The organism is Halobacillus halophilus (assembly GCF_020171985.1).
GTDB classification, from domain to species: Bacteria; Bacillota; Bacilli; order Bacillales; family Halobacillaceae; genus Halobacillus; species Halobacillus halophilus_A.
This window is the reverse complement of sequence record NZ_JAIVAL010000001.1, coordinates 397,271-419,114: the sequence shown is the minus strand read 5'-3', so window position 1 is coordinate 419,114 and position 21,844 is coordinate 397,271. Positions and strand designations below refer to the sequence as shown.

24 protein-coding genes and 1 riboswitch are annotated in these 21,844 nt (G+C 39.5%); of the genes, 20 read left to right on the top strand and 4 right to left on the bottom strand.

Features of this window, described 5'->3' with window-relative positions; all coding sequences use genetic code 11:
* Nucleotides 1–2: 2 nt before the first annotated feature.
* From ccsB to LCM11_RS02110, 8 genes are all read left to right on the top strand, one after another.
* Entirely contained in the window at nt 3–1,193 is a 1,191-nt protein-coding gene (ccsB, locus tag LCM11_RS02145) for a c-type cytochrome biogenesis protein CcsB (protein ID WP_224892634.1), read from the top strand.
* Between the two features lie 93 nt (nt 1,194–1,286).
* A complete protein-coding gene (locus LCM11_RS02140; RefSeq protein WP_224892633.1) occupies nt 1,287–2,003 on the top strand; it encodes a response regulator transcription factor in 717 nt (238 codons plus the stop codon).
* Nucleotides 2,003–3,787 carry an ATP-binding protein gene (locus tag LCM11_RS02135; RefSeq protein ID WP_224892632.1) on the top strand — a complete coding sequence of 595 codons (1,785 nt, stop codon included), beginning with the start codon at nt 2,003–2,005 and terminating at the stop codon, nt 3,785–3,787. Before LCM11_RS02140 ends, LCM11_RS02135 begins: the two co-directional genes overlap by 1 nt.
* 47 nt (nt 3,788–3,834) lie before the next feature.
* Nucleotides 3,835–4,015, top strand: a riboswitch (cobalamin riboswitch).
* Between the two features lie 186 nt (nt 4,016–4,201).
* Nucleotides 4,202–4,603 (top strand): DUF4430 domain-containing protein, encoded by a 402-nt coding sequence (locus LCM11_RS02130; protein WP_224892631.1) that lies wholly within the window; start codon nt 4,202–4,204, stop codon nt 4,601–4,603.
* A 6-nt stretch (nt 4,604–4,609) separates the two neighbouring features.
* Nucleotides 4,610–5,152, top strand: a complete 543-nt coding sequence (locus LCM11_RS02125) for an ECF transporter S component (protein ID WP_224892630.1) — start codon at nt 4,610–4,612, stop codon at nt 5,150–5,152.
* 476 nt (nt 5,153–5,628) lie between these two features.
* Complete coding sequence (sigX, locus tag LCM11_RS02120) at nt 5,629–6,168, top strand: RNA polymerase sigma factor SigX (protein WP_224892629.1); 540 nt, start codon at nt 5,629–5,631, stop codon at nt 6,166–6,168.
* Nucleotides 6,158–7,354: a hypothetical protein gene (locus LCM11_RS02115; RefSeq protein WP_224892628.1), complete on the top strand. Its 1,197-nt coding sequence runs from the start codon at nt 6,158–6,160 to the stop codon at nt 7,352–7,354. The genes sigX and LCM11_RS02115 overlap by 11 nt, the downstream gene beginning before the upstream one ends.
* 105 nt (nt 7,355–7,459) lie before the next feature.
* On the top strand, nt 7,460–7,912 hold the full coding sequence (locus LCM11_RS02110) for a helix-turn-helix transcriptional regulator (RefSeq protein ID WP_224892627.1): 453 nt from the start codon (nt 7,460–7,462) through the stop codon (nt 7,910–7,912).
* A gap of 49 nt (nt 7,913–7,961) precedes the next feature.
* Here LCM11_RS02110 and LCM11_RS02105 read toward each other — a convergent pair whose 3' ends face one another.
* Nucleotides 7,962–8,210 carry a ferredoxin gene (locus LCM11_RS02105; RefSeq protein ID WP_224892626.1) on the bottom strand — a complete coding sequence of 83 codons (249 nt, stop codon included), beginning with the start codon at nt 8,208–8,210 and terminating at the stop codon, nt 7,962–7,964.
* Between the two features lie 138 nt (nt 8,211–8,348).
* On the opposite strand from LCM11_RS02105, the gene LCM11_RS20485 reads away from it, so the two are divergent.
* From LCM11_RS20485 to LCM11_RS02090, 3 genes are read left to right on the top strand one after another with little or no spacing between them, the layout of a single operon-like run.
* Complete coding sequence (locus LCM11_RS20485) at nt 8,349–9,419, top strand: helix-turn-helix domain-containing protein (protein WP_224892625.1); 1,071 nt, start codon at nt 8,349–8,351, stop codon at nt 9,417–9,419.
* A complete protein-coding gene (locus LCM11_RS02095; protein ID WP_224892624.1) occupies nt 9,406–10,959 on the top strand; it encodes a RecQ family ATP-dependent DNA helicase in 1,554 nt (517 codons plus the stop codon). Before LCM11_RS20485 ends, LCM11_RS02095 begins: the two co-directional genes overlap by 14 nt.
* Nucleotides 10,928–11,539 carry a CPBP family intramembrane glutamic endopeptidase gene (locus tag LCM11_RS02090; protein WP_224892623.1) on the top strand — a complete coding sequence of 204 codons (612 nt, stop codon included), beginning with the start codon at nt 10,928–10,930 and terminating at the stop codon, nt 11,537–11,539. Before LCM11_RS02095 ends, LCM11_RS02090 begins: the two co-directional genes overlap by 32 nt.
* Before the next feature lie 249 nt (nt 11,540–11,788).
* Here LCM11_RS02090 and LCM11_RS02085 read toward each other — a convergent pair whose 3' ends face one another.
* The 3 genes from LCM11_RS02085 to LCM11_RS02075 are packed head-to-tail and all read right to left on the bottom strand — an operon-like array spanning nt 11,789 to nt 12,868.
* Nucleotides 11,789–12,358, bottom strand: coding sequence for a manganese catalase family protein (locus tag LCM11_RS02085; RefSeq protein ID WP_089750146.1), 570 nt, complete (start codon nt 12,356–12,358; stop codon nt 11,789–11,791).
* 22 nt (nt 12,359–12,380) lie between these two features.
* Nucleotides 12,381–12,650, bottom strand: a complete 270-nt coding sequence (locus LCM11_RS02080; RefSeq protein WP_224892622.1) for a spore coat protein CotJB — start codon at nt 12,648–12,650, stop codon at nt 12,381–12,383.
* Nucleotides 12,647–12,868: a spore coat associated protein CotJA gene (locus LCM11_RS02075; protein ID WP_224892621.1), complete on the bottom strand. Its 222-nt coding sequence runs from the start codon at nt 12,866–12,868 to the stop codon at nt 12,647–12,649. Before LCM11_RS02075 ends, LCM11_RS02080 begins: the two co-directional genes overlap by 4 nt.
* 142 nt (nt 12,869–13,010) lie before the next feature.
* Here LCM11_RS02075 and LCM11_RS02070 point away from each other — a divergent pair, with 142 nt between their 5' ends.
* From LCM11_RS02070 to prsW, 9 genes are all read left to right on the top strand, one after another.
* Nucleotides 13,011–13,643 (top strand): HPP family protein, encoded by a 633-nt coding sequence (locus tag LCM11_RS02070; protein ID WP_224892620.1) that lies wholly within the window; start codon nt 13,011–13,013, stop codon nt 13,641–13,643.
* 94 nt (nt 13,644–13,737) lie between these two features.
* Complete coding sequence (locus LCM11_RS02065) at nt 13,738–14,502, top strand: metallophosphoesterase (RefSeq protein WP_224892619.1); 765 nt, start codon at nt 13,738–13,740, stop codon at nt 14,500–14,502.
* A gap of 99 nt (nt 14,503–14,601) precedes the next feature.
* Entirely contained in the window at nt 14,602–15,501 is a 900-nt protein-coding gene (locus LCM11_RS02060; protein ID WP_224892618.1) for a MerR family transcriptional regulator, read from the top strand.
* Nucleotides 15,502–15,637: 136 nt separating this feature from the next.
* Complete coding sequence (locus LCM11_RS02055) at nt 15,638–16,219, top strand: genetic competence negative regulator (RefSeq protein WP_224892617.1); 582 nt, start codon at nt 15,638–15,640, stop codon at nt 16,217–16,219.
* Nucleotides 16,220–16,347: 128 nt separating this feature from the next.
* Nucleotides 16,348–17,280, top strand: coding sequence for a D-alanine--D-alanine ligase (locus LCM11_RS02050; RefSeq protein WP_224892616.1), 933 nt, complete (start codon nt 16,348–16,350; stop codon nt 17,278–17,280).
* Between the two features lie 141 nt (nt 17,281–17,421).
* A complete protein-coding gene (locus tag LCM11_RS02045) occupies nt 17,422–18,702 on the top strand; it encodes a Glu/Leu/Phe/Val family dehydrogenase (RefSeq protein ID WP_089750135.1) in 1,281 nt (426 codons plus the stop codon).
* A 156-nt stretch (nt 18,703–18,858) separates the two neighbouring features.
* Nucleotides 18,859–19,791, top strand: a complete 933-nt coding sequence (locus LCM11_RS02040) for a YpdA family putative bacillithiol disulfide reductase (protein WP_412098129.1) — start codon at nt 18,859–18,861, stop codon at nt 19,789–19,791.
* Nucleotides 19,792–19,861: 70 nt separating this feature from the next.
* Nucleotides 19,862–20,842, top strand: a complete 981-nt coding sequence (locus tag LCM11_RS02035) for an asparaginase (protein WP_224892614.1) — start codon at nt 19,862–19,864, stop codon at nt 20,840–20,842.
* A gap of 259 nt (nt 20,843–21,101) precedes the next feature.
* A complete protein-coding gene (prsW, locus tag LCM11_RS02030) occupies nt 21,102–21,761 on the top strand; it encodes a glutamic-type intramembrane protease PrsW (protein WP_224892613.1) in 660 nt (219 codons plus the stop codon).
* Nucleotides 21,762–21,844: the final 83 nt, after the last annotated feature.

Genomic DNA, 21,844 nt, shown 5'->3' with positions numbered 1-21,844 from the left:
AAATGGGAGATTTAAGTGCAATTAGTGGAAATTTACTATATGCTGCTTTTTTCCTTTATTTGATCGCAACTTTTTTCTTTGGGGCAACAATCCGGGATAAAAAGAGAGCGAAAAACAGAACTGCAGGGAATATAGGAATATCTATTACTATTCTCGGTTTTATAACTCAAGTGGGTTACTTCATAACAAGGTGGATTGCAAGTCACCATGCACCGGTTAGTAACTTATTTGAATACACTACGTTCTTTGGAATGATGCTCGTATTTGCATTCATCGTTCTGTATTTTATTTATAGAGTGGATCTGCTTGGTCTTTTTGCATTGCCAATCGCTTTACTAATCATCGCTTTTGCGAGCATGTTTCCGACTGAAATTTCTCCATTAGTACCATCATTGCAATCACACTGGCTCTATATTCACGTTACGACAGCTTCACTTGGCCAGGGTATATTATCCGTCAGTTTTGTGGCAGGATTGATTTACTTAATTTCCCAGATTGATCAATCCAAATCAAATAAGCATACCTCATGGCTCGAGTTCGTCATTTATACAATAGCTGCTGTGGTTGCTTTTATCGTTCTATCATCTACCTTTAGCGCCTTGAATCATCAAACAGTTTTTCAGGCGCCAATTGAAGGGCAGCAGACGGAAATTACTTATCAAATGCCTGCCTTTATCGGACCGGCAGATGGAGAATTAGTTACAGAGGAAGCTATGCAGCCCCTGGTAGAAGCTCCGGGATGGATGCGCGGGGAGGATGCAGCTGTTAAGCTAAATACCTTTATTCTATCTTTACTTACCGGGCTTATAATTTATGGAGTATCAAGACTCTTGATGAGAAAAAGAGTGGGTGCATTTCTACAGCCTATGCTTAGAAAAAAGGTGAATCCAGAACTGGTCGATGAAGTATCCTACCGAGCCGTCGCCATCGGTTTTCCTGTATTTACTTTAGGGGCTCTTATTTTTGCCATGATTTGGGCTCAGCAGGCATGGGATCGCTTCTGGGGCTGGGACCCGAAAGAAGTTTGGGCTTTGATCACCTTCTTTTTCTATGCAGCTTATTTACATTTGAGGCTCTCAAGAGGCTGGCAGGGAATGAGATCAGCCTGGCTTGCCGTGGGTGGTTTTGGAATTATCATGTTTAACTTAATTGCGGTAAATTTGGTGATTTCTGGACTTCACTCCTATGCATGATTTATTCTTAAAGGCAGGAAGGGTTTTTTTACCCCCTGCCATTTTTATTTATGAAAATATAATAATTAGTATTAATTAAGGGTGGTTAGACTTATGGAACAAGAAGCCAGAGTATTAGTAGTGGATGATGAAGATCGTATTCGACGTTTGATTCGGATGTACTTAGAAAGAGAAAATTATATTATTGACGAAGCAGAGGATGGTCATGAAGCTTTACAAAAAGCTATCGATGTGGATTACGATGTTATTCTGCTCGACTTAATGCTTCCGGGAATGGACGGTATAGAAGTTTGTAAAGAGCTCAGGGAAAAGAAAGCAACTCCAGTCATTATGCTTACAGCAAAAGGGGAAGAAGCAAATCGTGTTCAAGGTTTTGAAGTGGGGACCGATGATTATATAGTGAAGCCATTTAGTCCGAGAGAAGTGGTTTTAAGGGTGAAAGCTCTGCTTCGCCGATCTTCCTCTACTAAATTTTTGGAAACGGATACTTCTACAAGGAATGTCCTGGTATTTCCTCACATGACCATTGATAATGATGCGCACCGTGTAACGGCCGATGGAAAAGAAGTGGCATTAACTCCTAAGGAGTATGAGCTCCTTAATTACATGGCGCAGTCACCTGACAAAGTTTTTCATAGAGAACAACTTCTTAAAGAAGTTTGGCAATATGAATTTTTTGGTGATCTCAGGACAGTGGATACGCATGTGAAGAGATTAAGAGAGAAGCTGAGTAAAGTTTCCGCTGATGCGGCTGGTATGATCGTTACAGTCTGGGGTATTGGCTACAAGTTCGAGGTAAGTGGAGAATAATGTTCTGGCGTAGTGTAGTAGGTAAACTCTGGTTTACTATATTATTCCTTGTGTGCTTTGTCCTATTTATTCTAACGGTATTGTTATTAGAATTTTTTCAGAACTATCATATTCAACAAGCAGAAAGTCAATTACTTCAGACTGCCTCTAAAATTACAGAGGTAGTCGAAAGATATGAAGACAGAAACCTGCTTCTTTCTACAACGGCACTTGTTAAAAACCCTGCAAGCCGTGCGATGATCACTTATGGACCTGATGAAGTCATTATTAGTGATAGCGAATCACAGGCCCTCCCCAAAATGACTTATGATTGGATCTCGTCTGATAATGATTTGTCCAAAGTCATTAGTGAAGGACGCGACGTGAAAAAGGTTGCAGAAATAAAGGAGTTTGATACAGAGGTTATGGTGGTGGGAACTCCTTTAACCGGAAGAGATGGAGCTGTTTTTGTATATCAATCTCTTGATACGATAGAGGAAACTTCCGAACAGACCACCAAGATTATTTTTCTTGGAGCAGGGATTGCTATCATTTTGACAACGATCTTTGCTTTTTTCTTATCAACCCGTATTACTTCCCCCCTAATCAAGATGCGCGAAGGGGCCCTTGAACTTGCTAAAGGAGAATTTAACACGAAGATTCCTATTTTAACACATGATGAAATAGGCGAGCTTGCTATGGCTTTCAACCGCATGGGACGTCAGCTTAAATTTCATATTAATGCCCTGAATCAGGAGAAAGAACAGCTTTCAGGAATATTGCGCTCGATGGCAGATGGAGTAATTACCATCAATCGTGAAGGGGAAGTTCTGATTACCAATCCTCCAGCCCAGCAATATTTAGAAGCTGATAAGTTTGAGAATGATGAACAAGGTACATTAAACCCAAGCAGTTTGCCAGCTCCTCTTAATGAACTATTTGATGAAGTAATATCCAAAGAACAGGAAGCGATGACTGAAGTATCTTTGCAAGGCCGTTCCTGGGTCATTATTATGACTCCATTATATGATAAAGAGACGATTAGAGGTGCCGTTGCTGTCTTACGGGATATGACAGACGAGCGCAGACTGGATAAACTTCGCAAAGACTTTATTGCCAATGTGTCCCATGAACTGCGAACTCCTATTTCGATGCTTCAAGGTTACAGTGAAGCAATAGTAGATGATGTTGCGGAGAGTAAAGAAGATAAAAATGAACTAGCCCAAATCATTCACGATGAATCATTGCGAATTGGCCGACTGGTCAATGAATTATTAGATTTAGCACGAATGGAAGCGGGTCATATAAATTTATATGTAGAGTCCGTAGAAATGACTCCTTATATGGATAAGATCGAACGGAAGTTTCAAGGACTTTCCAAAGAGCGGCAGGTGGACTTAACCATCAATGTAGATCCAAATCTGGAATGGCTTTATTTTGATGCTGATCGGATTGAACAAGTCTTCACCAATCTAATTGATAATGCCCTTCGACATACAAATGAACATGGATCCGTGAACGTAATTATTGAGGATGGAGAACATGAATGGGTGGCATCTGTACATGATTCCGGTCAAGGAATTTCCGAAGAGGATCTTCCTTTTGTATTCGAAAGGTTCTATAAAGCAGACAAATCCAGGAAAAGAGAAGCATCTAAGCATAAAAAAGGAACAGGGCTAGGACTGGCTATTGCTAAAAATATTGTGGAAGCCCATAATGGAAGTATCAGTGTGCACAGTAAGGTAGAAGAGGGAACTACTTTTTCTTTCAGGATCCCAAAGATTATAGATTCTACAGATAGCTAGTTGCTAAATGTCGAAATGTGGGTTAGTCTAGTAATGTATAAATAACTTAATATTGAGTGGATTCAGGTGCCTGAAAGGGCTTAAAAAGGGAACCCGGTTAAAGGCCGGGACTGTCCTCGCAACTGTATGTGAAGACGAAAAGGAAGTTCCACTGTGCAATTGCACGGGAAGGGTCCTTAGTAGGATGACACACAAGTCAGTAGACCTGCCTGATCCCAGTGTTTCAAAGCTTCGGGGATTGAGCGTTTGAGACAACCGATCGGTTCTATGTAAATAGATTAACTAACCCATCTGGTTTGTCTTAAGCTTGCCTTTGAACGAAGGTAAGCTTTTTTTGATGGATACATAGTGTTCAGGTTGTCCATTCGTCCTTTCTAAAAAGCTATTATTAAAAAGCGAGAGGATGGAATCAAGATGAACAAACTTTATACCTTAATCTTGGCGATCTTATTAACGGCGGGTACTCTGAGTGGGTGTGGAACCCAGACCGAAGAAAATGCTAATGCAGGTCAAGAAGAGGAAAAACAGGAAGTCAGTGTCCAAGTAGAGATCTCTAAAAATAATGGTGAGGAAACCTTGGCTGATAAAGAAATTTCCGTAGAAGAAGGCACAACCCTATTAAGCGTGATGGAAGACAATTTTGAAGTAGAACAAAGTGAAGGGTTTATAAATAGTATTGAAGGAATAGCAGGAAATCAAGAAGAGAAAATGGCGTGGATGTACACAATTAATGGAGAGGAAGCCCAGGTTGGAGCCAACGAATATGAAGTAGAGCAAGGCGATCAGATTATATTTGATTATCATTCATGGGAATAATGAAGAATGAATATTTATAAAATTACTTTAATTGCCATGCTTGCCTCATTAGCGGTTGCAGGGCGAATTGCTCTAAGCCATGTTCCAAATGTACAGCCGGTTACGGCAATCATCATTTTGACAGGATTCTGGATGGGTCCCGCTGCAGGTCTAATTATGGCATTCTTAACCACTGTTGTTTCCAATATGCTGCTTGGTATGGGATACTGGACTATATGGCAGGTAGTTGCGTGGTCAATCATCGGTTTGCTTGCCGGCACAATTGGTAAGTTTAAACCTGAATTTCCTGCCTGGGGCCTGACCATATATGGGTTTCTATCAGGTATATTTTTCGGAGTAGTTATCTCACTTACGATGCGTTCCATTGGCCAGCCCTTTTGGGCTTATTATTTAGCTGGACTGCCATACGATATTAATCATGCTATATCAAATGTTATATTCATTTTAATTCTATCTCCTGTTTTAAGCACCTTATTTAGACGGTATAGGAAGAGAAATGGACTAACGGGAAACACTCCATTTGTTGGAACAAGGAATTATCGTGCTTAAAAACACAGGATACCGGGTCCCCTGGTACCTGTGTTTTTTTCTTTAGTCAACTCTGCTAAACTATATAAACGGATTCGCTACGTAAGGTGGAAAAGCGTTGGCAGGGAAAAAATTCGTCTTATTCCATAGCTTGGACACTCGAAGTATAAGCCGCTTATCAAGGGATTGAATAACCGCAATCCTTATGATGAGCGGCTTATGCTGGTCGCGTCTTTCAGGGGAATACCACTTTTGAATACTTTCCTATAGACCTTCAGCAAAATCAAACATCTCGAAACTATGTCTTCGATTATTCTTCTCAATAACTTACTAAATCATTAATGAGAACCAACCATAACATGTAAAAGAGCTATTTACTTATAAATTCTTTGGAAGGACTCTTCCCTTATTTCTTTTTTTAAATCCTCATATTAAGATAGTGATGTAACTTTTCTCATACATATAACGACTAAATAGATAAGTGGGAGGTACCGTTAGTGAAGACGTTCTTTGACGAACTTTATGATAATTATCATCACGATTTGTTTCAATACTTAATCTATATGGTCAAAGATCGCGATCTAGCTGAAGATCTTGTCCAGGAAGTTTATATAAAAGTGCTTAAATCGTATCAGTCTTTTGATGGACGAAGCACCGAAAAGACTTGGCTGCTATCCATAGCAAGGCATGTAGCGATTGATTACTTCAGGAAGCAAAAACGCAAAAGAAATCGGATTATGGATTTTTTTGATTGGAATAATAAAGGAGAGCAGCTTAAAGACCAGTCCTCTCTCCCGGATGAAATTGCCGTACAAAATGATGAAATGAAGCAAGTTTATAAAGCGCTCGATAATTGTACGTTGGATCAAAGAAATGTCATTATATTCCGGTTCATTCAAGGGATGTCTATTCAAGAAACAGCGGAAATATTAAATTGGAGCGAGAGTAAAGTGAAAACGACCCAGCATCGAGGAATGAAATCATTAAAAGAGATGATGGAGAAGCCTATGGAAGGGGGGACGCAGCGTGAAGCGTAAATCCTATAGTGAAGATGAATTGAAAGAGCTGTTAGGGAATTTTCCTAAGATGGAAGATAAGCACAGCAAAGAAGACCTTTATCGTTCCATCGAGCCTGAACTAAATAAACGTAAAAGAAGGATCGCTCACTGGATAACTCCAAGTATGGCTGCAGCCGCTGTGCTGCTTATCCTTGCAATTGTCCTCCCTGTTTTTTTAAGTTCTCATCCTTCCAATGAATATAGCGGATCAGCTGATCAGGAAAACAGTTCGACTGAGTCTGCAAATGAACGTGGCCAGGACCAGGCAAAATCTACTGAACAAAAACCTTCTGAACTAGACGATTCCAACAGAGAGGAAGGTAATAATCCGTCCCTTGATAAGAATGAAACTGAGGTAAATGAGGGTACAGAATCTCCTTTTACCATCCAGAATCATTCTCCAGACACAGAGTCTTACGTTCTTCCAGGTAAAAACGGAGAAGTCGTCGTCCCGTTTACTGTAATAAAAAAGGCGGATGAGGAAAACCAAGAAGTTGCTTCACTCGTTAAACCTGAAAAATGGGGCCTGGCTGAAGATCTCCTCAAGGAGTTAACTTTTAATATTGACGAAAAAAGAGAACAAGCTGAAGTAATATTTCCCGATAACTTTTCAATAAACGGGAGTGCTTACACATCGATAATTTCGGAGAGTATCCGTTGGAGATTATACCCTTATAATGTGAAAACCATCAACATTCAAACTGAGAGCGGATCACCGGTCGTCCTCGGCAATCTTGGAGAAGTAAATACTCTTCCTATAATTGAGGAAGATCGGTATTTTTATCAAATTTATTCTAGTGAGTCCAGCGAAAGGCAATTTCTTGTTCCTATTAAAGCTGAGAAAGAGATGTCTCTGGAGGATGCTTTAAATCGAATGAAAGAAGAACAGACATATGGCAACGTAGTCCCTGCTGTCCCCGGGCATGTAACTTTTCCTTCTGTTAGTGCGGAGGGGGCAACTCTCGTGTTGAAAGTTGAACATGATTCGTGGCCAAGCGATCAGCAATTAATAAGAATGGTTGATGCTATATTAGCTACGGCTGATAATTTTGGTTTTAAGGATGTGCGGTTTCACAATATTAAACCGGAAAAAAGTTCTTCCTATGATTTTAGTGAGCCCATCCCTGTACCGACTTATCTGAACCCGATAGAGATGAACGAATAAACTGGAACCCCGTATAATGGATACGGGGTTTTTGATCACTTTAATAGGTAAGCAGGGAGGGGACATGTTAAAATTGAGGGGACGTATTAAAGGGGACGGTGCAGGATGGATAAAGAAAGAATAAGGATCCAAGTGTCTGAAAAAATTAAATTAATCCGTGTGGAATATGGTTATACGCAAACAAAAATGGCAGAAGTGCTAGGCTTGTCAAAAAAAACCCTTGTCCAAATTGAAAAGGGACGCACGATTGCTGGATGGACCACAGTGGTTGCCGTTTGCGCTCTTTTTCAAGATAGTGAAGTTTTAAAAGGCGTCCTTGGAGACGAACCGATTGAAATTGTAGAAACCATTGCTCATCACCACGTTGAGCGTCCGGTTGGTAAAACGATGGGAGGGAAGGTATGGTGGACAACGCTCAAGGAAAAAGAGAATTTTTTACTGCAGCAAAATATGATAAGTAAGCATTACCGTATTATAGATGATCAATCCGACCGATGGTTTTCTACGTTTGAAGAGGAAGAAGCTTACAGAAGATTTGAAGAACTGGGTAAAAAATAAGCACGATTAAAAAAAGAACCCCTTCCCATTTGGAAGAGGTCCTGCTTTATTATTCGTGCTTGTACGCATTTCCTTCAAAAGGTGACTCTGCGATCTTAATAGAATCCGTAGGGCAGCCATCGAAAGCGTCTTCCATGTCTTCTTCCCACACTTCCGGCACTTCTGATATACCCTGGTTATCATCAAGTACAGAGTAAGCAATCCCTTCGTCATCATAATCATATATGTCAGGTGCTGCAGCTCCACAAGCACCACATGCGATACACGTTTCTTGATCAACCATCGTAAATTTAGCCACGAGTGATGATCCTCCTTTGTATGTCCACTCACGAAGAGGAAACTGAAAAAAATAGGCTACATAGTTATTGTAAAACTCCCGGCTGGAGTTTTCAACATGAACGGTAGATTCCCTCGGATTTGGAAGGAGGAGGCTGGTGTGTTTAACGTTATTATTTTAACATGTATAAGAGAGTTAAAAGGCGAGCGTACGATCTCCGGAATATATAATTTACTAACTGGAAAACGTTCGTCTCAGACTTTGCAGGATGCAAAGGGTTACGAATTAGAACGTTATTTTGGAATTTATGAAGGATTAGCTCGAGATGAATTTGAAGATATATGTAAGCGAATGGAAAATAGCCAGTGGATATATCTTGTAGATCGAATTTCACCAATTATTACATCCGAGGGGGCTCACTATCTTCATAATTACAAAGGGCCTTCATTTGAATATTTTAGCGGAATGAATAATCACCGTAACATCAGAGAATTTGAACACAGACTTTTACTGGTCATTCAGACCATTACGTCTATACATGAAGGCAATTATTCGTTTATCCCTGTTATTGACGACTCTAAAGCACAAAGATGGGTTAAACGTTATTATGCTTCTCTTTCCCGTAACGTAGATCAAGAAGTCAAAGGAATGTATAATGAAATCTTAGATCTTCTGAACAATCGCTCGCATTTGGAATCCGAGCTGTTCACCTTTCGGTTGAGTGGAGCTGAAGTTATAGGTCTTACCTATGAACAACTGAAGCGTAAGTATGACATTACAAAGGAAGATGCTTACGTTTGTATTCAGCATGTATTTTATTATTTATTCCACGAGGCTAGAAAGTTACCAGATGCTTACCCTTTCCTATTTGCTTGCACTCGCGGTTTAGATGTTGAAACCATGATCACTCAGTCAGCGAAGCATACGTACCACTATTTAGAGCTAGGATGGACATTGGAAGCGATTGTTTCTAAGCGGCGTTTAAAAAAAAGCACCATTCAGGACCATATTGTTGAAGCGGCCCTTGTTATTCCGGATTTTTCAATCGAACGTTTTCTCAGCGTCAAAGATCAGCAAAGAATTATAACAGCAGCTAATAATATGAAGACGCTGCGTTTAAAACAAATCCATCAAAGTTTGAACGGTGAATTTGATTACTTCCAAATCAGATTGGCGCTGGCTAAAGGTAAGAAGTTAACAGCGAAAGGAAAATCCTATGCAGACGTATAATTTATCTTTTCAATTAGAAAAGCATTTCGGATTCTCACAGTTTCGTGAAGGGCAGCGGCCAATTATAGAATCCATTTTATCAGGACAGGATGTTCTTGGTATTTTACCTACAGGAACTGGGAAATCTCTTTGCTATCAGCTGCCCGCAAAAATTCAATCAGGAACAACGATTGTAGTGTCTCCGCTCATTTCTTTAATGATTGATCAAGTGAAGCAGTTGAAAGCCTCCGGCTATAAGTCAGTTGTTGCACTGAATAGCTTTATGGATCGTGCGGAGCGCAGAAAAATGCTGGAACATCTGGATCAATATGATCTAATTTATATGTCCCCTGAATTTCTGCAGAATGACTGGATTATGCAGCATCTTACAAAACTCAGTATCAGTTTATTTGTCATTGATGAAGCTCACTGTATTTCACAATGGGGCCATGAATTTAGAACGGATTATTTAAAATTGCATCAAACCATTTCTAAACTAGGCGAACCGACAGTACTAGCTTTAAGCGCTACAGCAACTCCGGAAGTCCAGACTGACATTATGGATAAGTTAAAGCGACCACGTATGGAAAAGCATATCTACCCAATGGACAAGCAGAATGTCAGTTTTGCTGTCGAGCATTACGCCACACCTGATCATAAAATAGATCGAATGATTAAGCTCCTCTCTGATCAGGCGGTACCTACTATGGTTTATTTTTCCAGTAGGCAATGGGCGGAAAAAGCAGCCTACCTGCTGCAGGTTAAGCTGAAGCAGAGAGTAGCTTTTTATCACGGAGGAATGGATCAAATGGATAGGATGTTGGTACAGCAGCAATTTATGAATGATCAGCTCGATGTAATTTGCTGTACAAGTGCATTTGGGATGGGGGTGGATAAATCTAATATCCGTCTGGTAATTCATTTTCATCCTCCATCCCAGCTAGAATCGTTTATCCAGGAAGTAGGTAGGGCGGGGAGAGACGGGAACCCTTGTGTGAGTCTGGTACTTTACGGACCAAAGGACCATTATCTTCCTCAGATGTTAATAGAAAGCGAATTGCCACAAATGGACCTTGTTCAAAACGTGTTAAGATATCTGCATACGTTATGGAAGAACAACACGTTAATTCCTTCGAATGAAGAATTTGCCGAACAACTGGAATTATCGGAGTCACAATGGAACTTTTTGCGTTTTCAGTTAGAAGAACACGGTGTGCTGAAAGAGAGAACTATTTTAGTAGATCCTAATGAGACTTTTATTGAGCGAAATTTAGAGGATCTAATAGATAAAAGGTGGAAGTACAAGCAGGAAAAACTTACCGAAATGCTTCAATGGATTCATCATAATGCCTGCAGGAGAAAAAGACTCTACGAATCTTTTCAAGCTGATATTCGAGAACCCTCCGTACCCTGCTGCGATTCATGTGGCTTTAGGATGGATTCGTTAAGCTTTGAACAGAATGAATTCCAAGCAGATATGGATAATTGGAAAGAACGGTTAGCTATTATCTTTAGACAGGGGGCGAGGTATGAAACGAAAAAAACAGGCAGAGGTTATTAAATTGATGACGGATCAAGAAGTTACACTTCAGTTGATCTTAACACAGCTTTTACTTCTAATCCTTTCTATTCTAGGCAGCTTTTTTTTATTTGATACCTTTTGGTCAGAATGGAAATCCATATTTGAAGTAACGTTTAATGAGTGGGTATGGTTTGGAGTGCTGCCGGGTTTTGTTGTTCTCTTGATTGATTTTATTTTGATGAACACGCTTCCAAAACAATACTATGATGATGGTGGTATCAATAACAAAGTATTTAAAAATCGGTCAATCCCAGGTATCATTGGAGTTACATTATTAGTGGCTATAAGCGAAGAAATGCTGTTTAGAGGTGTTTTACATACGGAATATGGATATTGGGCCGCCAGTTTATTATTTGCTCTTTTACATTTTCGTTATTTATCAAAAATTGTTCTCTTAATCTCTGTATTGTTTGTCAGTTTTTTTATTGGATATATGTTTGAATTAACAGGGAGTCTTACCGTTACAATTACGGCTCATTTTATTATAGATGTGGTGCTTGCCATGTGGATACGTCTAGGGGACAGGGGGGAATCAAGTGACTCAATCCCATCAAAGTGAAGGTGTGAATAATGTGAACGAGAAGAAATTAACCAGTGAAAATATGAACACTTTGGATTTGCCACCACAGCGAAATAAAGATAAATCTAATGTTTTTATGACTAAGTGGAGTGCCAATCCTCTTTGGGTTCGATATATTATGGTTTTCATATTTATTTTCATTGTCTTGTTATTAATTTTCTAGTAATAAAGGTTAACTACAAATGAATTCCCCGTCCTTATAAGGACGGGGAATTCATTTGTATGATATTAAAAAAATTGCTTTCGATCTTTTTCGAATTTAAGAATTTCAACTGCTTCCCGAAAACGTTGAGAGTGCACAACCTCTCTTTCTCTTAAAAATTTAAGACTGTCATTTAAACACGGGTCATCTGACATATTGATAATCCACTGGTAAGTAGCTCTTGCTTTTTCTTCGGCCGCGATGTCTTCATAAAGATCTGCAATCGGGTCACCTTTAGCCTGTATATAAGTAGCTGTCCACGGACTTCCTGCAGCGTTATTGTAGTAAAGAGCGTGGTCATGGTTAGCATAATGGGCACCTAATCCAGCTTCTTTCATTTGTTCAGGTGTAGCATCTTTGGTTAATTTATAGATCATCGTAGCAATCATTTCCAGATGGGCGAATTCTTCCGTTCCTATATCAGTCAGTAACCCAATAACCTTATCAGGAATGCTGTAACGCTGATTTAAATAACGGAGTGCGGCAGATAATTCCCCATCAGCTCCTCCATACTGCTCAATCAAGTATTTAGCAAGTCTTGGGTTACATTCCGTTACTTTAACTGGATATTGCAATTTCTTCTCATAATACCACATTTAATCCCTCCTTTTTTATTCTTTACAGCTGCCAGGGCCAGGGGCTGTCTTTCCAATTCCAGGGGTAACCTGAAAAACTGGCTCCGTACTGGCGCAACGGTCCAAAGTGTTTTTCATAATTTGCTTTTAAATCCCTGCTTTGGACCGCCAGCTCATTAAACTGCTGAATAGCTTGGGAGTCATTCGGATGCGTATCTAAGTAAAGAGTTAGCTCTACAAGCGCAAAGTCTACCATTTGAATCTTTTCCATTAATTCGTATCTTTGAGTAGCTCCTTCCGATGGGTTGTTCATGAATGATCCCCCTTCCCTAGCGGAGTTGGATAAGGGTCGTAGAAGCAAGGCCAAAGCGTACCTTTATAAAGTGCCTCATGTAAAGAGAATTGGGGAAGATTAGGCTGTTGAAAGCCAACATATAGATTGGGGGGAGTCTGATAGCAAGCCCTCTGCCGAGGAGGACATGGATCAAACGGACCATGATACGGCTGATAACACTTAATCAAAGTAAACATTAATATCCCCTTCCTGTACTCATTATCAAAATTTATGATGATTCGGCATGTCCTATGCGAATAAAAGGAGGAATAAACCTGGTCTATAGAGAAATGATTAATGAAGGATAGGCTGTATAATAGAATATGAAGAGGTGAGCGTATGTTTGTGAAGAGTATTATGAAACCGGCACATCGATCATACACTGCGAAGACAGATGATCGCTTAAGCGGCATTTTAGATTTATTGAATGACCATGATCTTCAGGCAATGCCTGTACTGAATGATCGAAAGTTCATGGGAATGGTATCAAAGGAGATTATTTACCGGGCTTATTTTAATTCAGATCAAAGCAAAGAAGTCTTTTTAAACCAAACAACCGCAGGTGAAATTGCTGAGAATGAGGACTTCTATATCCATGATGAAGAAGTATTTGAACGCACACTGCCTGCATTTAAAGGTTTTCCTTTACTGGCAGTTGTAGATAAAGAAAGGAATTTTCAGGGGCTTGTCACACGTTTTGATGTGATCGAGCAGTTTGAAAGCGCATTTGGAAGTAAAAAGAAAGGTATTCGAATTGCTTTTACTTCTGAAGAGTCTAGTGGCCGAATTGAGAGACTGGGAGACATTATTAAAAGTTACCATGAAAATGTCATATCTCTGGCTACATTTGATGAAACGGATAAGCTCGCACGCAGAATCGTACTCAAAATTGAAAAAAAGGATAATATTGAACAATTTACAAATAAACTGGAGAAGACAGGGTTTAGAATTTTAAGTGTGAAAGAAGTGTAAAGATTGACTGCTATGACTTTGTTCATAGCAGTTTTTTTGTGAATTGCTTTTATGGTACGATTAATTTTATTCTATCTTTGGGAGAGTGGAGCAAGTGTTAGCTGGGGTCTTAATAGGAGCAAGTTTAGGATTGTTATTTCTTGCAGGAATGTACTTTAGGGCAGAGCAGGACTTCTTGGATACACATATAATTGAAGATGCTGCTTTTCCTTACGGTCAAGAACTGCACATTGTCTTTATTTCAGATGTTCATAACCGCGAAATAAATCAAAAAACCCTTAATAAGCTAAAAAATGTGGATGTTGTAATCATTGGAGGAGATTTAGTGGATAAGCGGACGCCTCTAGCTAGATTGAAGAACAACCTAGAGAAATTAAAACAGTGGAAAGCTCCTGTCTACTTTATTCCCGGAAATAATGACCATGAACTGGAAAGAGCCAGTCTTCTAGATGTTCTTGATCATCATCATATTCATGTTCTTTCCAATTCGGACAATGAGGTGACCTTCCATTCGAAGGACAGGATACTATTAAGTGGAATTGATCCTTATTTTATGAAGCCCAGGCGTCAGGCTGCTTATATAAACGATCACATTAATTATCAAATACTGTGTGTTCATGACCCTTACGTTTATCACAAAATGAATCAGCAGGATCAGAAACAGTTTAATCTAGTACTGAGCGGGCACACTCATGGCGGTCAAATCCGACTATTTGGAATAGGACCTTACACAAAAGGAGGATGGTTTGAGTCTGAAAATCCTCCTCTCCTTATAAGTGAAGGGTATGGAACCTCCCTGCTCCCGCTGCGTTTAGGAACTAGAGCAGAACTTCACTCCATTATCATTAAATCTTCCTAACAGGGTTATTCAAATATTATATAAAGAATATACAAATTTTACACGTGATTAACTATTCATATATACTTAGAGGAAAAGGAAAGAGTTGGAGGAAGGCAAATGGGGACAAAGCAAGCAAAATACAATATAAAGGCCGTATCTCAAATGGTAGGAATTCAGCCGGGCACTCTTCGAGCGTGGGAGCGCAGGTACCAAATAGTTCGGCCTTCCCGGAACGAAGCCGGGCATCGTTTATATTCAGATGAGCATATTAAAATATTAAAGTGGTTAATGGAAAAAGTGGATAAAGGATTCACTATTTCCCAGGCTGTATCGCTTCTTGAGAACAATGAAAATGCAGTGGACGCTTCCAATCATACGGAAAGCAGAAACCAATTAGATATCCTGGGTGATGATCTTCTAAATGCGCTGCTTTCATTTGAAGAGAATAAAGCACAGCAGATACTGGATCATGCCTTTAGCTTGTTTACCCCGGAAACAGTTGCCATTGATATTATAGGGCCCCTCTTAGTGAAAATTGGAGACCTTTGGGAGGAAAATCGGATTACTAGTGCACATGAACACTTTGCAAGCCATTTCCTTCGTTCCAGAATGGGGATGATGCTTCTCTCCATACCTTCTGATGCTATGCTTCCTAAGGTTCTGCTTGTATGTGGTCCTAATGAGCGTCATGAACTTGGACTATTGATATTTGCACTGTACATGAAGCGTAAAGGATATGATGTGATTTACCTTGGCCAAAGCATAGCTGGAGGCGACATTGATATTGTTATTGACGAAATAGAACCAACCTACATGTTTATGTCCTGCACGTTAAAGAAAAATATCCCCATTACGGTGAGTTTGGCTGAATCTTTACAGAAGCAGTTTCCTGAATTGAGAATAGGCCTGGGCGGTCTGGCTTATGATCGGTTATCCGAACTTGATAAAAAACGAATGGAGCCATTCCTAGTCGGAAACACTAAAAAAGATTGGGAGGCCTGGCTTACCAAGCATTAGTGGCAATAAATATGAAGGTTGCAGTAAAAAGGTTGCCCCTGTAAACTCACTTTAGATATAATTCGAAAAAAGGTGCCATAATCGCATCAGTCATCATACTATATAGATAACACATATTGTGACAGGGGGCGATCATGTGCGAGTTGAAAGAATGACAAATGAAAAATTTAAGATTTTTCTAACCTTTGATGATTTGTTGGATAGAGGATTATCAAAAGAAGAATTATGGAGTGACCTTCCAAGAGTCCATCGAATTTTCAGCGATATGATGTATGATGCGGGAATTGAGCTCGGAGTCGAGTTAACAGGTGTGTTACTTGTGCAAGTTTATCTATTACAGGCACAAGGCATGTTAATAGTTGTTACCAAAACTGAGCCAACGGATATGGAAGACGAAGAAGATTACATGGAAATGAAAGTTACACTGGATGAAAGTAAAGAAATGATGTTTTCATTTGAAGATTTTGAACATGTCATCCAGGCTGGTATTCATTTACACAAGCTAGGTGTTACGGGTGGCAATGTATATTATTACAATGATTACTATTATATGCTCTTAATGGATGAAGACATCATTCATCTGGATATCGATCAAGTAATTGCTTTACTGTCCGAATTTGCCTCAGCTTCCTCAGCTACCTCGTATAGACTGGCGGAGTATGGAAAGCAAATTATGAAAGATAATGCATGTGGAACAATTAAAAATTATTTTTCTTAATCCGTTTTCCGTGGACGATGCTTTATAAGCTTCGTTCTTTTTATTTTTAATAGAAGCTCTTTATAGAACATGTTACTATAGTTAAGGATGTTTGAAATTTTAAGATGGTAAGAAATGGAGTGTCCATAATGAAGATTGCAGTATTATATGGAGGGACTTCTGGGGAACGGGAAGTTTCTTTATCTACAGGTAAGGGAATAATAAAAGCGTTAAAAAACAAAGGTCATGAAGTGGTCGCTATCGATTTTTCACCCGAAAAAATTAAAGATATACTGGAATTAAAGGTAGATCTTGTTTTTCTTGGACTTCATGGACGCTTTGGTGAAGATGGTAAAATTCAAGGCTTGCTTGATATGCTTAACCTTCCTTATGTTGGGTCAGGTGTACTATCCTCAGCTTTAGCTATGGATAAAGCAAAATCAAAACAAATCTTTTCATTAAATGGACTTCAAACTGCAAACAGTAAAACGTTTGATGTTACTGGTTTATTGAATGTGAGCGAGATAGTGGAAGATATTAAGAAGCATTTTCCAACGCCATTCGTGATTAAGCCAAATCAGGAAGGATCCACACTGGGACTAACAATTGTGAAAAAAGAAGATCAGATTGAAAAAGCCGTTGAAACAGCAGCCCACTCTGATTCTACTATTCTGGTAGAGGATTATGTTCAGGGAAGAGAAGTTACGGTGCCAGTCATAGGTCAAAAAGGGAAAGAAACGCCGCTTCCGGTCATTGAAATAATCCCTAAGAATGATTATTATGATTTTGACTCAAAATATAAACCAGGTGGAAGTGAACATATTGTTCCTGCCAAACTGCCGGATAGTCTTACCGACCGACTAAAACAAGAAGCGGTGAAAGCTCATCAGTTATTAGGATGTGAAGTTTATTCTCGCGTAGATTTCATAATTAACGAAAGTGGAGAGCCGGTAATTCTGGAAGTGAATACACTTCCGGGGATGACTCCAACTAGTTTATTCCCTGATTCCGCCAAGGAAATAGGCTGGAGCTACGACGATCTTATTGAAAAATTCGTAGAACTATCCCAATTTGATAAATAATAGAGAGTGCAATCGCTTACATTTTGCTGATTAAAGACACTAGAATGCTAAAACACGCTTTCCATAATAGAAGTGAAAGTGTATACTATTGACTGAAAGAATACCCTGAAAGCGAATGCACGGATATTAGGAGGTAAATGGATGGTAGCGGATAAGCCGACAGATGCTGCAAACGAAAACAATGATAAACTCGATGTTTTAAAATCCACACAGACGGTGGTTAAAAAAGCACTTGATAAATTAGGTTATCCTAACGAAGTTTACGAACTCATGAAAGAACCGGTACGGATGATGACGGTAAGGATTCCTGTACGGATGGATAATGATCACATTAAAATATTTACAGGCTATCGTTCCCAGCATAATGACGCGGTTGGTCCTACCAAAGGCGGGGTGCGTTTTCACCCGAATGTCTCAGAAAAAGAAGTCAAGGCTTTATCTATCTGGATGAGTTTAAAAGCTGGAATTGTAGATTTACCTTATGGTGGAGGAAAAGGCGGAATCGTATGTGATCCTCGTGAAATGTCTTTTCGGGAACTTGAAGGCGTGAGTCGTGGTTATGTTAGGGCTATAAGTCAAATTGTAGGTCCTACCAAGGATATCCCAGCACCTGATGTATTTACAAATTCTCAGATTATGGCATGGATGATGGATGAATACAGCCGCATTGATGAATTTAATAACCCTGGTTTTATCACTGGTAAACCGCTTGTCTTAGGCGGATCACATGGCCGGGAAACAGCCACGGCTAAAGGTGTAACCATCTGTATTGAAGAGGCAGCCAAAAAGAAAGGTATTAGTGTAGAAGGTGCCCGAGTGGTTGTACAAGGCTTTGGTAACGCTGGAAGCTTTCTAGCTAAATTTATGCACGATCGCGGAGCTAAGGTTATTGGGATTTCCGATGCCTATGGAGGGTTGCATGATCCTGATGGTCTGGATATCGATTACTTACTCGACCGCCGGGATAGTTTCGGGACGGTTACAAATCTTTTCAAAAATACAATTTCCAACGAAGAACTGTTGGAGTTGGACTGTGACATATTAGTTCCTGCTGCTATTGAAAATCAAATTCGCGAAGAAAATGCTCATAACATAAAAGCAAGTATCGTGGTAGAAGCGGCAAATGGCCCGACTACTTTAGACGCCACTCGAATATTATCTGAAAGAGGAATATTGCTTGTACCAGATGTTTTGGCATCTTCGGGAGGAGTAACGGTTTCTTATTTCGAATGGGTCCAGAATAATCAAGGATATTATTGGACAGAAGAAGAAGTGGAAGAGAAACTCCATAAAGTGATCGTTAAAGGGTTTGATAACGTTTACAAAACAGCAGAAACACGACGAGTAGATATGCGTTTAGCTGCTTACATGGTTGGTGTAAGAAAGATGGCAGAGGCTTCTCGTTTTAGAGGATGGATATAGGTTGATTTGACCCCAAATATCTCCTATCATTTACATGGTAGGAGATTTACTTTTGTTTATTAAATCGAACGTAAGTTCCAGATACTTCTGGAAAAAGGAGTGAGTAACGTGCATCAGGAAGAAAAAGTCATCATAATCGGCGGTGGCCCCTGTGGTATGAGTACAGCCATCGAGCTAAAGAAAATGGGCATTGAACCATTAATTATAGAAAAAGGAAATATTGTTAATTCTATTTTTCATTACCCCACCCATCAAACGTTTTTCAGTTCGAGTGAAAAGCTGGAGATTGGAAATATTCCATTTATTACGGAACGTCAGAAGCCTGTGCGAAACGAGGCTCTAGCCTATTACCGAGCCGTAGCAGGCCGGGAAGAGTTACGCGTAAATGCTTTTGAAAAAGTAATGCACGTGGAACAGGAGAAATCAGGGTTTATCGTTAAGACTGAAAAGCGGACAGGTGAACAGGCGGAATATAAAGCGGAAGACCTGGTTATTGCGACCGGCTATTACGACCAGCCGAATCATTTAGGCATAAAGGGAGAAGAGCTTACAAAGGTTATGCATTACTTCAAGGAAGCCCATCCCTATTATAATAAAGATGTCGTAGTTATCGGTGGGAAAAATTCTGCAGCCGATGCCACTCTGGAACTGGAAAAGTCCGGAGCTAATGTTACTGTTTTATATCGCGGTGAAGAATATTCAAAAAGTATTAAGCCATGGATCTTACCTCAATTCGAAGCTCTAGTAAGAAAAGGTGCCGTAAATATGGATTTTTGTGCCCATATTAAAGAAATTACTGAGACTGAGGTCATTTACGAATGCCGGGGGCAGGAAAAGCGTATTGCGAATGATTTTGTTTTCGCTATGACAGGCTATCGTCCCGACCATAACTTTTTGACAGAGATGGGTGTGGAGTTTGATAGAGAGACAGGGCGCCCTGATTTTAATGAAGATAGTATGCAAACCAATGTTCCTGGTATTTATATCGCTGGAGTAATTGCAGCAGGATACAATAATAATGAGATATTCATTGAAAATGGTCGGCATCATGGCGGAAAAATTGCTCGTGCGATCAGCAGTAAGGAATAAGCGAGCCGTTTAGCCATCTCCCGCTCCAGAGAAGGGCTGGGAGATTTTTTTATAAATTTATTATTCCGCAATGTATAAAGGGGGCTTTATTTTGAGTAAAGTAGTTTTGCTTACCACGGGAGGTACCATAGCTAGTGTACCTAATGAGCAGTCCGGTAAATTATCTTCTGGTGCTTTAACTGGTGAGGAGCTGGCTGAAATGCTGAAGCTTCCAACGGATATTGATGTGGTCATTGATTCTGTATTTCAAAAACCTAGTATGCACGTAGGTTTTGAGGATCTAATATGGCTTAAAGAGAAAATTGAAGCTTACTTTGAGGATGATATGGTTTCAGGTGTGGTCGTGACTCATGGGACCGACTCTCTGGAAGAAAGTGCATACTTTCTTGACTTAACCATTAATGATCAGCGGCCTGTTGTTATAACTGGATCTCAGAGATCGCCAGGTGAGATGGGCAGTGATGCATATATTAATATGAGACATGCGATTTATGCAGCTTGTAGTCAGGATTTGCATGGAGCAGGGGCTGTAGTGGTCTTTAATGAACGCATATTTCCTGCTAAATATGTAAAGAAAGAACACGCTTCTAATATCCAGGGGTTTAATGCTTTTGGGTTTGGTTATTTAGGAATCATTGATAACGACGAAGTTCATATCTATCAAAAACCGATATACAGAGAAACTTATGATCTTATAACTGATATTCCAAGGGTAGACATCGTTAAAACTTATTCAGGTGCGGACGGGGCTTTAATAAAAGCTGCACGTGAGAGTCAGGCGAAAGGCATAGTATTAGAAGGGGTAGGCAGAGGTCAAGTAGCACCCGGCATGATGGCTGAAATTGTTAAATCAATTGAAGCAGGAGTGAAAATTGTAATTACTACAACATCTGAAGAAGGTTCTGTCTACACAACTTATGATTATTTAGGTAGTGCCTACGATCTTTATAAGCATGGTGTCATTATGGGAGATGATGATGATAGTAAGAAAGCCCGCATAAAATTAGCGGTTATTCTAGCTTCCAATTATGAGGGCGATATTACTTATTAACTCTTAATCAAAGCTTAAGCCGACTTTTCGGTTTATTTCTGGTGAAGGATCGGTGTGCGCTGCCCGTCCTTTTATTACTTCTTGATGTACACTTTATGGTGCATAAAGCCGTGGAATTCTAATCAGAACTGATAAAAAAGTACCAGGTTGGCTGGTGCTTTTTTATTTTTAATCCGTTCGGACGTATACTATATTCCTTTTCAACATTCTTCATGATACCATTGGAATAAGGCGAAAGAATGAGAGAGGGCTGATTTTTATGGCCTTGCTGACTGCAGCCATATCTCCTGCTATAGCAATTATGACATTTATATACTTAAGTAAAAGAATTGAGCTAGAACCTCTTCCATTGATTATCCGCATGTTTATTATTGGCATCATCATGGTATTTCCTTTGATGTTTATTCAATATGCTTTTGAAACTGAAGGGGTGTTTCAAACACCGCTATTGAGATCGTTTTTCTTAGCTGGGTTAATGGAAGAATTTTTCAAATGGTTTTTTCTCTTATTTGTTGCCTATAGGCACGCAGATTTTGACCATCACTACGATGGAATTATCTATGGGGTGGCAATTAGTTTAGGCTTCGCAACAATAGAAAATATTATTTATATTTTTTCAAATGGAATTGAGATTGCATTGTTAAGAGCTGTCTTTCCAGTATCTTCTCATGCATTGTTTGGAATTCTTATGGGTTTTTACATGGGTAAAGCAAAATTCGCCAGTAAAAACCAAAATTTGTGCTTAAGTTTAGCTTTACTAATTCCAGTGGGTTTACATACCTTGTATGATTATATTATTACGGTATCGAACCAGACATGGCTGTACTGGATTACACCATTTATGATCGTTTTATGGATGATAGGTTTTAGAAAGATAAGACTGGCCAATGAACATCATGAAGACCTTCAAAAAACGTGATATAGAGTAAACCGCCGCTGCAACGGCGGTTTTTTTAATGGATAAAGATGTATAAAGTTCTTAAACCGATGGACACTAATCTT

Excerpts from the sequence above, each read along its gene's own strand:
- LCM11_RS02135 (WP_224892632.1), top strand. The coding sequence starts at position 2,003 with ATGTTCTGGCGTAGTGTAGTAGGTAAACTCTGGTTTACTATATTATTC.
- LCM11_RS02110 (WP_224892627.1), top strand. The coding sequence starts at position 7,460 with ATGGATAAAGAAAGAATAAGGATCCAAGTGTCTGAAAAAATTAAATTA.
- LCM11_RS02070 (WP_224892620.1), top strand. The coding sequence starts at position 13,011 with ATGTTTGTGAAGAGTATTATGAAACCGGCACATCGATCATACACTGCG.
- ccsB (WP_224892634.1), top strand. The coding sequence starts at position 3 with ATGGGAGATTTAAGTGCAATTAGTGGAAATTTACTATATGCTGCTTTT.
- LCM11_RS02075 (WP_224892621.1), bottom strand. The coding sequence starts at position 12,868 with ATGTTTACTTTGATTAAGTGTTATCAGCCGTATCATGGTCCGTTTGAT.
- LCM11_RS02090 (WP_224892623.1), top strand. The coding sequence starts at position 10,928 with ATGAAACGAAAAAAACAGGCAGAGGTTATTAAATTGATGACGGATCAA.
- LCM11_RS02060 (WP_224892618.1), top strand. The coding sequence starts at position 14,602 with ATGGGGACAAAGCAAGCAAAATACAATATAAAGGCCGTATCTCAAATG.
- LCM11_RS02080 (WP_224892622.1), bottom strand. The coding sequence starts at position 12,650 with ATGAACAACCCATCGGAAGGAGCTACTCAAAGATACGAATTAATGGAA.
- LCM11_RS02040 (WP_412098129.1), top strand. The coding sequence starts at position 18,859 with ATGAGTACAGCCATCGAGCTAAAGAAAATGGGCATTGAACCATTAATT.
- LCM11_RS02140 (WP_224892633.1), top strand. The coding sequence starts at position 1,287 with ATGGAACAAGAAGCCAGAGTATTAGTAGTGGATGATGAAGATCGTATT.
- LCM11_RS02130 (WP_224892631.1), top strand. The coding sequence starts at position 4,202 with ATGAACAAACTTTATACCTTAATCTTGGCGATCTTATTAACGGCGGGT.
- LCM11_RS02085 (WP_089750146.1), bottom strand. The coding sequence starts at position 12,358 with ATGTGGTATTATGAGAAGAAATTGCAATATCCAGTTAAAGTAACGGAA.
- prsW (WP_224892613.1), top strand. The coding sequence starts at position 21,102 with ATGGCCTTGCTGACTGCAGCCATATCTCCTGCTATAGCAATTATGACA.
- LCM11_RS02125 (WP_224892630.1), top strand. The coding sequence starts at position 4,610 with ATGAATATTTATAAAATTACTTTAATTGCCATGCTTGCCTCATTAGCG.
- LCM11_RS02050 (WP_224892616.1), top strand. The coding sequence starts at position 16,348 with ATGAAGATTGCAGTATTATATGGAGGGACTTCTGGGGAACGGGAAGTT.
- LCM11_RS02045 (WP_089750135.1), top strand. The coding sequence starts at position 17,422 with ATGGTAGCGGATAAGCCGACAGATGCTGCAAACGAAAACAATGATAAA.
- LCM11_RS02035 (WP_224892614.1), top strand. The coding sequence starts at position 19,862 with ATGTATAAAGGGGGCTTTATTTTGAGTAAAGTAGTTTTGCTTACCACG.
- LCM11_RS02095 (WP_224892624.1), top strand. The coding sequence starts at position 9,406 with ATGCAGACGTATAATTTATCTTTTCAATTAGAAAAGCATTTCGGATTC.